The 12,798-nt window shown below is 41.6% G+C and carries 10 protein-coding genes; 5 read left to right on the top strand and 5 right to left on the bottom strand.

The window, feature by feature from the left end; genetic code table 11:
• The first annotated feature begins 320 nt into the window (after positions 1-320).
• Positions 321-3,281 carry a SusC/RagA family TonB-linked outer membrane protein gene (locus tag BUC20_RS19080; RefSeq protein ID WP_073232617.1) on the top strand — a complete coding sequence of 987 codons (2,961 nt, stop codon included), beginning with the start codon at positions 321-323 and terminating at the stop codon, positions 3,279-3,281.
• Complete coding sequence (locus tag BUC20_RS19075; RefSeq protein ID WP_073232616.1) at positions 3,281-4,630, top strand: RagB/SusD family nutrient uptake outer membrane protein; 1,350 nt, start codon at positions 3,281-3,283, stop codon at positions 4,628-4,630. Before BUC20_RS19080 ends, BUC20_RS19075 begins: the two co-directional genes overlap by 1 nt.
• Before the next feature lie 25 nt (positions 4,631-4,655).
• Here the strand turns inward: BUC20_RS19075 and BUC20_RS19070 are convergent, their stop codons facing one another.
• From BUC20_RS19070 to BUC20_RS19050, 5 genes are all read right to left on the bottom strand, one after another.
• Positions 4,656-5,195 carry a hypothetical protein gene (locus tag BUC20_RS19070; RefSeq protein WP_073232615.1) on the bottom strand — a complete coding sequence of 180 codons (540 nt, stop codon included), beginning with the start codon at positions 5,193-5,195 and terminating at the stop codon, positions 4,656-4,658.
• On the bottom strand, positions 5,195-5,833 hold the full coding sequence (locus BUC20_RS34400) for a LuxR C-terminal-related transcriptional regulator (protein WP_073232614.1): 639 nt from the start codon (positions 5,831-5,833) through the stop codon (positions 5,195-5,197). The genes BUC20_RS19070 and BUC20_RS34400 overlap by 1 nt, the downstream gene beginning before the upstream one ends.
• Positions 5,820-7,682 (bottom strand): 7TM diverse intracellular signaling domain-containing protein, encoded by a 1,863-nt coding sequence (locus tag BUC20_RS19060; RefSeq protein WP_084529042.1) that lies wholly within the window; start codon positions 7,680-7,682, stop codon positions 5,820-5,822. Before BUC20_RS19060 ends, BUC20_RS34400 begins: the two co-directional genes overlap by 14 nt.
• A 133-nt stretch (positions 7,683-7,815) precedes the next feature.
• On the bottom strand, positions 7,816-8,337 hold the full coding sequence (locus BUC20_RS19055) for a thioredoxin family protein (RefSeq protein ID WP_073232612.1): 522 nt from the start codon (positions 8,335-8,337) through the stop codon (positions 7,816-7,818).
• Positions 8,324-8,512, bottom strand: coding sequence for a hypothetical protein (locus BUC20_RS19050; RefSeq protein WP_073232611.1), 189 nt, complete (start codon positions 8,510-8,512; stop codon positions 8,324-8,326). The genes BUC20_RS19055 and BUC20_RS19050 overlap by 14 nt, the downstream gene beginning before the upstream one ends.
• Before the next feature lie 211 nt (positions 8,513-8,723).
• Here BUC20_RS19050 and BUC20_RS19045 point away from each other — a divergent pair, with 211 nt between their 5' ends.
• The 3 genes from BUC20_RS19045 to BUC20_RS19035 all read left to right on the top strand — a co-directional run bounded on the left by BUC20_RS19045 (position 8,724) and on the right by BUC20_RS19035 (position 12,768).
• The gene (locus BUC20_RS19045) at positions 8,724-9,515 is read left to right on the top strand and encodes a hypothetical protein (RefSeq protein ID WP_073232610.1); all 792 of its coding nucleotides are present in this window, start codon (positions 8,724-8,726) and stop codon (positions 9,513-9,515) included.
• A gap of 115 nt (positions 9,516-9,630) precedes the next feature.
• Positions 9,631-11,187, top strand: a complete 1,557-nt coding sequence (locus BUC20_RS19040) for a protein adenylyltransferase SelO (RefSeq protein WP_073232609.1) — start codon at positions 9,631-9,633, stop codon at positions 11,185-11,187.
• 315 nt (positions 11,188-11,502) lie between these two features.
• Positions 11,503-12,768 (top strand): hypothetical protein, encoded by a 1,266-nt coding sequence (locus tag BUC20_RS19035; RefSeq protein WP_073232608.1) that lies wholly within the window; start codon positions 11,503-11,505, stop codon positions 12,766-12,768.
• Positions 12,769-12,798: the final 30 nt, after the last annotated feature.

Raw genomic sequence — 12,798 nt, 5'->3', positions numbered from 1 at the left:
GGGTTTACCAGACAAATGACCACAAAAACCAGATAAAACACAAAAAGACTACTAAAACAGTAGAATTAATATATCTTTGCAGCATCATTAATATTTGTACTTCCGAAATCACATGATTACGAGCCGATCTTTCCTTTTTATCAACGAAAATCCATCCATAATGGCTACTCTTAGAAGAGAGTGTCTTTATTGTTGTGACTAATTCAGCCGGCCGGTAATACCCGCCCCTCATTTTCCATTTCTTAAAAAACAGGGATATCGTCCCATGGGATTCTATTGCCCAAAAATTAATTCATCAATTAAGTTTCTATCAGATCTTTATGAAATCAAATTTCTACAAAACATTGTTGCTGATTTGCTTTGGCCTTTCTTTGGCACAGACCGGATTCGCGCAATCTCTAAAAATCACAGGCCAGGTACGCTCGGCTTCCGATAAACTTCCCCTTCCGGGCGTTTCCATTTCCATAAAAAATGGTGCCGGACTCAGCACCACGGATACACAGGGAAATTTCAGTGTAAACGTTCCTTTATCAACCGTCCTTGTCTTCAATTCCATAGGCTTCCTCTCACAATTGGTGACCATTAAAAATGAAAACGTTTTAATCATATCTCTTAGTGATGACATTGCTGCTTTAGAAGAAGTGGTCGTGACCGGATTGGCCTCCGGCATTAAGCGTTCCAATCTGGCAAATGCCGTCACGAGCATTTCCAGTAAGGAACTTACCGGAACCACTCCACCACAAACTGTAGATAAAGCGCTTTACGGAAAAGTTCCTGGGGCCAATATACGGGCAAACAGTGGTGCACCAGGAGGAGGTATTTCTGTACAGCTAAGGGGGATCAGTTCCCTGCAGGGTGCTTCACAACCTTTGTACATTATAGATGGAGTTTACCTGAACAACAATGTTCTTAGAACAGGCAGATCTACACTGTCTGCTGCAGGAACCCAGGGGGAGGATGACGCTTCAAACCGACTTGCCGATCTAAATGCCAACGATATCGAAAATATCGAGGTGCTTAAAGGTTCTTCTGCCTCTGCAATTTATGGAACAAGAGCAAATGCAGGGGTAATTATCATTACGACCAAAAGAGGAAAAGCAGGAAAAACAAGGATAAGCTTCTCTCAGGATGCAGGATTTTCAAAGCTCCAGAAAAAGGTAGGAGCTGCCACATGGAATGAAGAAAAAATCAGGCTTTTCTTCCCTAAAGAAACACAGGATCTGGAATTAAAAAGATATCAGGATGCCCTTTCCAGCAATGGGATTACAGACTTTGAGCAACTCATTTATGGAGAAATACCAGCCATCTGGAGCAGCAATTTAAGCGTATCCGGTGGAACTGAAAAAACGAAATTCTATGTATCAGGAAATTTATCTGACGAAGGCGGAATCATCAAACATACCGGATTTCAAAGAAAATCCATCAGGCTGAACCTCGATCAAAAGATCAATGACTGGATCAATTTCTCCATCAATTCCAATTACCTCAATACCAATAGCGACCGGGGCTTTACCGGAAATCAGAATGTCTCGGGAACTTCCATCGGATACATTGGCGGATACACCCCTAATTACTATAACCCAAGACCTGTAAATGGAATTTATCCGGACAATCCTTATAGTGCCGATCAGAATCCTCTGGAGTTAAGAGACCGTGGCATCAATAACTCCAAAATCAACCGTTTTATACAAGCAGCAAATTTAAATCTGCACTTCCTTCAGAATGAAAAAGCCAATATTAAACTGGCCATACAGGGAGGTGTAGATTACCTGAACAGCAGAAGCAAGCAATATTTACCAGACGATATCCAGTCGCAAAAGAGCTTAGAAAACCCGGGAGATCTTGTTATTGGTTCTGAGCAGAATACCAATGTAAACCTTCAGGCCTTCCTCATCTATGGACAGCAGCTTAATAAATTCCATTTTACAACTCAGTTTGGGGGTGTTTTCCTTCAAACACAATCCAACCAGCTTTTAAACCGCGGACAAGGATTGGTGAACAGACAAGAAAACCTTAAACAGGCAGCCGTTCAATCCATATTGAGTCAGTACGATCAAAAGGTAAAGGATTTCGGGATGGTGTTCCAGGAAGAAATCAATTTTGAAGACAAGGTGATCAGCACATTTGGAGTCCGTTTTGATAAATCAACCCTGAACGGAGATGCAGACAAATTTTACGCATTTCCAAAGGCATCCACAGCAATTAACCTGACTAAATTTGATTTTTGGAAGGTACCAGTCATCAGTCAGTTAAAGCTAAGAGTGGCTTATGGTCAGACAGGTGGTCTGGCCTCTTTTGGGGATACTTATACCTCCCTCCGCCCGGTTGTTACCGGTGGATTGGTAGGCTCAGTGATTTCATCTACTGCCGGAAACAGGGACATCAAACCCGAACGTGCGGGAGAACTGGAATTAGGTGCTGATATCGGTTTTTTAAAGAACAGAATTGTGCTGGAAGCTACTTATTACAATAAAAAAGTAACAGACCTGATTCAGGATCTAAAACTTGCAGGCGCTTCAGGAATTACCCTAAAAAAGGTAAATGCAGCAGACCTGATCAATAAAGGAGTTGAGCTTTCCTTAACAGGAGTCCCTTTTTCCAGTAAAGATCTCAGCTGGACCAGCAGGATCCTGTTCTGGAAAAACACCAGCAAACTGACCAGGCTAAAAGTTCCAGCTTATACTGCAGGCATATATGGTCCTTCTTATGGCACCTACCTCTTTAAGGAAGGTTTCTCTCCTACTGCTATTGTCGGTACACCACAACTGGCTCCCGGACAATACACTGTTTATGGGGATTCACAAGCCGATTTCCAATCCTCCTGGTACAATAGCATCAGCTTCCTTGATGGATTTAGTTTCTCCTCATTGCTGGATTGGAGAAAAGGTGGAAAAATCATGAACATCACCCTATACAATACAGACAATGGGGGAACCACCAAAGATTGGAATGAAGACTATAACAACAACGGCATTCCCAATGGAAGAGACCGTGAGGGGAAAGGTGCAGGAGTATATGTACAGGATGCGAGTTACCTCAAGCTGAGAGAAGTAGCCTTCAACTATACCCTCTCCAAAAAATTCACTCAGCGATTTTTCAGAAATGCAGTGGATCAGATCCGCTTTGGCGTATCTGCCACCAACCTGCTCACCATCAGCAAGTATAAAGGATATGATCCCGAAGTATCCAGTTTCGGAACGGGTGCCACAAATACCGGATCCGACTTATTCAATTTTCCACCGTCAAAACGGTTTCTTTTTAACCTTAGAATAGATTTATAATGAAAAACATATCCACCTACCTGTTCTTCACAGGCCTGATTACCCTAACTTCCTGCAAGCTGAATGAAATTCCCGATCCCAATAACCCGTCCATTGCGGTCGTGACAGAAAATGCCAGCAGTGGACAACTGCAAACACTGGTAACCGGGCTGGAATCCAGAAGCGAAGATTACCTCTCTGCTACCACCAACGCCTTAGGTACATTTGGCAGGGACATCTGGTACTTCAATAACAGCGATTCCCGAAACATCCACTTTTGGCTTGGACAAGGTGGAAGAAAACCAGATGCCAACTTCTATGGCGTTGAAGGGCTTTACAGTAGTCCATATCAGGCTATCAAACAAGCCAATATTTTAATTACGGCAGTTCAGCATACCTCGGCAATACCGGAAAATCAGAAGACGGCCTATCTTGGATTTGCAAAAACCATTCAGGGTTATCAATACCTGATTCCTGCAAATACCCAATATAAAAACGGAATCAGGATTTCAGTTTCTGATGAATCAAACCCTGGCCCCTTTGTCAGCTATGAAGAAGCCCTGAAAGCCATCCGGGCCTTGCTCGACGAAGGCTACCAGGACCTGAATAAATCAGGAAGCACTTTAAGCTTCAAGCTCAGTTCCGGTTACAATGGGTTTAATACTCCTCAGGGTCTGGCAAAAGTAAACCGTGCTTTAGCGGCCAGGGTTGCAATTTATCAAAAGGACTGGCAATCCGCATTGGATGCCTTAAACCTTTCTTTCTACCAGCTGGAAGGAGAGTTGAACACAGGGCCTGCACATCCTTATGGGGGACCTCCAGAACCCTTTAATCCGCTTTACTATGTATTGAATGGAAATCTCAGCACACTTCCTGTGGTGCACCCTTCATTTGTTGCAGATGCTTTGCCTGGTGATCGCAGGGTAACGAACAAAATATTTGTCCGCAGCAACCCGATCATCAGCACTGTTGGTACAGTTCCATTGTCCAGTCTTTACCAGGATCAGCGATGGACCAGCAATACTACCGCAATACCATACATCAGGAATGAAGAGTTAATTTTGATCTATGCAGAAGCTTCCGCGCAATTGGGACATTTCCCTGATGCCATAAAAGCCATTAACCGCATCAGAACTGCTGCAAATCTGCCAGTTTATACCGGTGCTTCGAATCTGGATGCTTTAATCACGGAAATTCTGTTCCAGAGAAGGTATTCTTTATGGTTTGAACCCGCCGGACACCGATGGGTGGACCTGAGAAGGTACAACAGGCTTAGCGAAATCCCTGTTTCATCGGATGCAGGGACCGTATTTACGCAGCTGGAAAGGCCGGCAAGCGAAATCAACTGGGAAGAGTTTCATAAAAAATAAATTCCAAAGAATTGAATTAATCCCCTTAGCAGGACCCGATGAAATCGTCGGGTCTTTTTCTTTCGTACAATTTATGATTCACTAAAAACTCACACTCAGGTGGCAAAGCCGCTTCAATTTTTGATAACTCCTCTTCCTCTCCTTCCGAAGCCGAAACCAGGAGTAGTTTTAAATTTCGTAAACAGCCTATTTTCTCTAATCCATTGAGGCTGATTTCTGTTCCACCTAAGTGAAGTAGCTCTAAGCTTTGTATTTTACACAGAAAATCAATACAGCCATTGTCGATGGCACTGCATTCTTTAAGCCTCAGCTCTTTCAGGCTCTCCAATTGGGTCAAATAGCCAATTCCTTCATTGGTGATGTCAGTACCATCAAGGTCCAGCTGCACAATAGACCTCACATATCCAACCATTCTTAACAGTCCTTCGTCGTCTACATTATAATGCCTAAAACTAACACGCTTAAAAAAAGTTGGAATTTCATTGACGCCTCTAGGAAGATTGAAGTCACAGAAATCCGACCAGAATTTCTCCTCTTTTACTCTTAGTAATTTTTTCCTTCTCATCAGATACCAGTTTGAGGATCAATAGCATTGCCATTCATTTTGGAGATCAGGTTGGCCACATTCTTTGTACCCAGTTTTTTGCCTATATTTTTCCGGTGTGTCTTAATGGTTAGTTCAGCCACAAAGAGCGCTTCGGCAATCTCTTTACTTGTCTTACCGATTGCAATAAGGGAGATGATTTCTTTTTCCCGTTTGGTTAATCTCAATTGTTGCGTGAAAGAATCTTCAAAAGTATGGAGGGTAATGATATTCGGATCAAGATATAGTACGCCTTTTTTCATTCCCTCAATCGCCTCTTCCAGAATATTTTTCCCTGATATTTTCAAGACATAAGCATCTCCTTTGAAATTGGCCAGGTTCAAACCAATATCTGAAGGTTGATACATAGAAAGGATCATAATTTTAAGCGTCTTGTATTCTTCTTTTATTCTCGTCAGTAACTCCAGTCCATTGTAAGGAGGCAGGTTAATATCCAGCAACAGAAAATCTATAGGATGATGCCTCAATAAACTAAACATTTCCGGAACGGAAGCTGCCACAAAGGCCAGCTGCAAATCAGGATTACCAGAGATAATGTTGCTGAGGCCTTCTGCAAACAGCACATGATCGTCTGTGATACCAATATTATATGTTTTCATGTTGATGCTGATTAAATTCTATGGAGATGCTGAAACCTTTATCTTCGCTGCTATCGATGCTAAAACTCCCCTTCAACAGTTTGACCAGGTCTTCTAAACTTTTCAAGCCTACGCCGTCACTTATTTTGTTCGGATCCAAACCAACGCCATTGTCTTCCGCATAAATGGAAACCAGGTCCTGTTCCACCATCACCTGTAAAAACCCAGCTGTTGCCTTAGAGTGTTTTAATAAGTTTTGTAATATTTCCTGAACCATCCTGTAAATAATGATCTCGTACTGTACAGAAATCCGGTCCTTAACCCCTAACCATTCAAACTGCAAATCAATCTTCCCATTGTTGATGATGAGTTTAACCATTTCAGCAATGGATAAATACAATCCTTTATCCTGCAAAACCAGAGGAGAGAACTCATGGCTCATCGTTCGCACTTCCTGTCCAAGTTTAGTAATTGCTCCGGCTATTTTAGCGCGGCCCTCTTCTGTGAGTGGCATATTATCAGTTTCCAATCTTAAAAAGCCCAGGTTTGCACCTACCGTATCGTGTAATAATGACGACATGCGTTGCATTTCTTTTTGCTGGTAGGTAGCTGTTTCATTAAAAATATTTTCCTGTTGCAGCTGAGTTTCTTTGAGCAGCCTTTCGGAATCTTCTTTATAGGACTTAAAACGCCAGGCCAAGGCGAACGCCATCACCATTCCCTCAAAGAACAAACCCCAATAAACCGCAGAAGAGGTGAAACCATTCCTCGGCAGGATTTCATTTTGCTGAAGGACATAAATCAACGTTGAAGCAAAAATAATCAGCAGGGAGATCACAGAATATCCAGCATAGCGGATCCCCTTTTTAAAGCAATAAATGCTCTCTGCCAGAATCACCATCAACACTAAAGGATAAATAATCCGGTTCGCATATACCCAATAACCCTGTATCTTATAATTGCCGGAAGCCGAAGTGGCAACTGCCAGCACAAATAAAACAGCAAAAACCACCAGCAATCTTTTGTTGAAACGATACATCAGGGGCATTTTCTCCTGAAGGTTCATCAGGTTATTGAAAAAATTTACCTGAGGGATAAAGCTAAGCGCAAACACAGCAGGCCTGATGATGTCGTTCAGAAAGGGATAATCCGGATAGAAATACATAAACATATGCCCCATGCTGGTCCCCAGGTAAAAAGCGATCATCAAAATATAAATGCTGTACCACAAATAGAGGTTTTGCCTGATGCTGATGAACAGGTAAAAGTTAAACACGAAGAGGAACAGGGTGATTCCAAGAAACAAACCAAAAAGCAGGTTTTTAGACTGACTGCTACGCAGGTAATAGGTTTCCGTATAGAAATTAACCGGTAGGTCTAATTTGGTATAACGCTTATCAGTAGCAATTACAAAATCACAGTCCAGATAATCCGAGCCATTGATATGGTAAATAAAAGAAGCCGTAGGCAAAGGCCTGTTGGAGAAAGGCACATTATCACCACTGCGCGGAAAGGCCTTTATAAGACTGTCTTTTCTAATGATCCAGCACCTTAGAAAATTGATGTGGGGATTGTTAATGTCGATAAAATTAAAATCCCCATACGTTAACACACTCCGGACAGGAATCTTAAGCCATACACAATGTGGAGAATTACTGATGGGTATTTTGCCGGTCAGCAAGGTTTTCCAGTCCCCCTTCTTCATTTTAAAAAGGGCCGAATCGCTAAAATCATTGCTGGAACTAAATGCATACTGAATCTCTGCTCCCCGGTAATCAATCTGACGCCCATCACTGGTGATTTCCAATTGAGCCATTGCAGCCGGAGCCATAAAAAGCAGCAAAACATAAATCAGCAAATTTCGTAGCATCTCATAAAAGTAATCAATACAATTTCGAAATGTATGAAAAGGGCTTAAAATACTCCTTTGTAGGTATTGATTAAAAAGGGTTGTTTTTTCAATTTTGAATAGCAGTTGAAACACCCCTGGACCGACAAAAAAATCAATTGATGCCCTCAGAGACCCGATTAGACAATTGGGTCTTTTCTGCTTTCAGATAAGCCAGTAACAATGTATTCAGATCCTTTGGCTTAAGGTATCCGGAGAAACTGTATTGTACTTTATACCTGGCATCCAGGATGAACCACATGGGATAAGCAATATCTTTACTATCCTTTCCTAACTCCAGCACCAACTCATGAATCCCTGTAGATGGTCCGTTTGGTTTAAAATGATACTGTTTGTGATTAAAAGAGATGTTTTCCCTGTTTTCTGCGTTCAGCTTCAGGTAATACATCTCCTTACCTAAGGTAGCTGAAAGTTCGGCAGATTTTTTAATTCCATTCTCCTGCATTGAACAATAAGTGCACCAATCTGTGTATACATTAACGATGATGGGCTTTGGATGTTTAGCCAGGCTATCTGCCAAAGCTTCGAAAGAAATTGCCACCTCCCCATGCTGGGCAAACCCCATAAAAGGTAAAAAAACCATCAGCAGGTTCACACAAAATTTATTCAAAATCATAAGCCCCTTTTCTTTGGTGATGGTCTTTGACTACTTTTAATGCCTGCTTTAATTTTGAGATTTCTTTGAGCAGTTCTGTTGCCTTTTTTCTATCCTTGAACATCAGGTTCTCCCTGCTGATCAATACTTTTCTGTTCGATATTTCTGTCTGAAGTACTTTTATTGCAATTTCCATAATTTATATATTTTTAAATAAGCGCCTGCATATACAGGCGCTTAAAAGGAAACATATGGCTTTTACCTGCGTTACAGATCAGTCTCCCTTACCTTATTTAGACAAATCTAAATAAAATACCGATACAACTAACAACAAAAGTTAGGTAAACCTAAATATTGCGGTAATATTGCTTTTTATGTACTTTAGAAAACATTAAAACATCAGCACTATGGGATACGACATCAGCTATCATCCAATAAACGAAACAGAGATCAGAGAATGGTATTTTGACGTACTTAATGATCCGGAGTTAATTTCCGGGATAACAGACCGGTACCAGGTAGACGATTTCTATAAAGAAAAATATCAAGAGGTAATCAACATTGGCTTAGGAACAAATTCTGATGATTCCTTTGAGCGCTCTCATGGCTATTACATTGCAGTTGTGCAAGGTTTCCTTCGTAAATATTACTATACCAGAGGATCCGCTTTCTCATTTCTACTGGAAGAAAGACCGCACTTTGAAAAGTATACGAAAGATTTTAAAACGATCGCCCCAGATTCCGTTGGTACAGTGATCAGCAACAGAATTGTTCAGAATTACAGTTCTGGCGTATTCATCCCGGCAGGACAAGTAGTTCAACTGCTTGCCGACTATGAAAATGATCCATCTGTCAAAGCAGACCTTGACGCGTTTTTTTCGGATGGCAGGATCAAGGTTTTCCTGAAGGCACTGGAAGATGCAAAACAACAAGGACTAGGTTTACTGGAAGCTACAGAGGTGGTAGAACCCAATCCCTTAAACCTCAATGATTCTGCCTGTTATTCAAATCTGTTTAATTGCGATCAGGAAGGTGCTTACCTTTTCAAAGCAGCAGCGATGGCGCAAATGAAAGCCATTGAAGAGCAAAACAACCTGCAACCAGGCGAAATATCGAACAATGCGGAACGCGTAGTGATGAACCATGAAGAAGTAAAGGAACAGGAGAAAAAAGGTTTTTGGAAAAAATTGTTTGGATAGTTTGCCCTGTTTATAATTTCCCTGAAGTCATATCTTGTTATTTACGCACAATCCCTGCTTAGGTCTTCCGGATTAACCCGATATTTGTCTATTCGTTGAAAAATCTGTTTATCCTATGCAAAACCTAAGTTCCAGTACATTCGTCAATAACTTTACAGAAAGCTTCGAGGGGGATCAAAGCGGGAATCCGCAGCCAAGACAAACTCCGGGAGTATTGTACAGTAAGATTATGCCTGATCCAGTCAGAAAACCTGAGTTACTGGCATGGACAGAAGATCTTGCTATAGAACTGGGCATCCATAAACCGAACGGGAAGGATATAGAATTACTTGGTGGCAACTTTGTAAACCCAACCATGAAGCCATATGCTGCCTGTTATGCCGGCCATCAGTTTGGTAACTGGGCAGGGCAATTGGGTGATGGAAGGGCCATTACCCTTGGAGAATGGCCGGTTAGCCCGGAAAAATCCTGGGAACTGCAATTAAAAGGGGCAGGAATGACTCCTTACTCCCGCAGGGCTGATGGAAGAGCAGTACTCCGCTCTTCGGTCAGAGAATATTTAATGAGTGAAGCCATGTACCATCTGGGTGTGCCCACTACAAGAGCATTGAGTCTGGTCGCTACAGGTGAGCCGGTAAGGCGGGATATGTTTTATGACGGAAGGCCGGCAAATGAGCCAGGAGCAATAGTAATGCGCGCTGCACCCAGCTTTTTGCGTTTTGGGAACTTCGAAATGCTGGCGGCAAGAAAGGAATATGATCATTTAAGACAACTGGCTGACTGGACGATTGAAAAATTTCATCCTCATATCAAAGGAGAAGATCAAACCTTAACCTGGTTTAAAGAAGTCCTGGAGAAAACGGCAACGATGGTTGTAGAATGGCTGCGTGTAGGTTTTGTACATGGAGTGATGAATACCGATAACATGTCGATCCTCGGATTAACAATAGATTACGGACCTTTTTCATTTCTGGATGCCTATGATCCGAACTTTAGTCCGAACACAACAGATCATCCCGGACTTCGTTATGCCTTTGGTAAACAACACTCCATTGCCTATTGGAACCTGGGTTGTCTGGCTAATGCCATTGCTCCCCTGTTCGACGATACTACAGAACTGATCAAAGTCCTTGAAAGTTTCGCCCCCGTTTTCTACGAAAAATATTATGCAATGAAAGCAGGCAAAATGGGACTGGATGAGGTAAAAGGAAATGATATTGAATTGATTGATCAGTTTGAAGATCTATTGGCAACATTGCAGCCAGACATGACCATTTTCTATCAGTTACTGATCGAACTACCGGAAGACCTGAGGGATGAACAGTCTGTTGCCCTTCACTTCGCTCCCGCTTTATATGATCAGCTGAATGCGACAGAACTGACCTTGCTGAGCAAGAACATTAAAAATTATCAGGCAAGAATGGAGTTGAACAACACTTCAAGAGACCTGGCAAAGTCCCAGATGAGAACAAATAATCCAAGGTTTATCCTCAGGAATTTCCTGCTTTACCAGGCTATACAGGATCTGGAAAAGGGAGATGATGGACTTTTCAAAAGATTACAAGCTGCCTTGCAAGATCCATACTCAGATCAGCATGATGAGTTTTTTGGATTGAGGCCAGCCTGGGCCAATGAACAGCCTGGAAGTGCAACATTATCTTGTAGTTCCTAAAAATACAACTCCTTAATTATCGACACTTTAGCACAAAAATAAATCAATTCACTGAAGTAACACCGATTAAAATAAATGAGTTTTGGCGCGATATAGAAAGCTATATCACGCCAAAACTCATAAATTATCATTAAATTTTCTGACCATGATTACTACTTACCGCGCAAAGAATAGTTTAGCCTACCCAGGCCTGATACAAAAAGAAATTACCATGAATGCATTATTTGATATTAAATAAATATTTACATAACCAATATACCTGTCTACTTTACCAAAATGTTTATTTAATTTCACCATTCATCAAATTTGCTCCATATGGACAGAAAGAAGAAAAAACAGGCGGCAATTAAATCTGCCGCAAATGTCGAACAGGCTCGTAAAGCTTTAAAAGAGAGGTTCATGGACCGCATCAAAAAGATCATCACACTCATTGGTGGTCCGGAATTGCTGGCCAAGTTTCCTCCTATCTTTATCCATAACCTGTATGAAGTCCGGTATCCGGTATTGAAAATAAAAGCCGCACCAGGGTCAGAAATGTCAAAAATAAAGATCACTCAGTTCAATAAACTGATGTATCAGCTCATGGAAGGTATAGATATTGAATTCGAGAATGGAAACACGATCCCTTTAACCTGGTACCTTTCTGAAGGATTAACATTGATGGACTGTGTTGGTGAAATCAATGTGCTCACTGATCCTGATTTATCAGAAATAAAAACGCATTTCCTTCCCTATCTACATGACAGCAAAGCACATAGGGACCTTCAGGATGGGTTGGTTCAGATCGTGACACATACCTGCCGGCTTTTAGCAGATTATAACGATCAGATTTACAGTGCTGATCTTTCCGACACTCCGTATTTTGCAAGGTTTAATCCACAGAACGACATCCTCATTCATCCCTTCAAACAAGAAAGACATCAAATCATGCTAAAAGACGGTGTTCGTACTGCAATACGCCTGGGCTGGGCCTCTCCTGATCTTGAAATGGAATATTACAATGTAAAACCATCGTTGCTGGGATTTAAGACACCCGGACTGGATATTCCATTGCAATTATACATCACCATTCACGCACTGGACAGGCTAAAGGAAAGGGTCAATATCACCCCGGGAGTCATGCATGAAATATTATTACTTACCTTTTTACAAGACAAGATCCCGCACCGCTGGTCTGGCAGTGAGAGTCATGTAGACTTTTGTATAGCAGACGAAAAAGTAGGATATTTTGTAGTGAGGTTGCATGGCGACAAGCTTGTGGTTCGTACCTTCCTGTTTTTAACCAATAACGACACATTCGAAGGAGAAAAACTAGGCCGCTTGTTAAACATCAACAAGATTGATAAAGAATACCTGGCGATTGATACACTTCCCGCTTTCAACTCCTACCACATTGACCAGAATGAAAAGCTCAGCAAACTATTCAGGGATGCAGGATGTGGTTCTTTATTAAAGTTAGGCTACCTACAGGAATTTACGGCCAATCAGGTAAAGGATAAAGATCCGGAATCGATATTGCAGTACCTGGCTGACGCGCCCTATTTCATCAGACAGCTGCCTCAGGATGAATATGAAAACTAAAATTCCCTATACCGATTACTACAAATGTTT

This window comes from Pedobacter caeni, from assembly GCF_900129215.1.
In the GTDB taxonomy this organism is placed as follows: Bacteria; Bacteroidota; Bacteroidia; order Sphingobacteriales; family Sphingobacteriaceae; genus Pedobacter; species Pedobacter caeni.
Note: the sequence above shows the minus strand (reverse complement) of the source record. Positions and strands in the feature narration are given on the sequence as shown.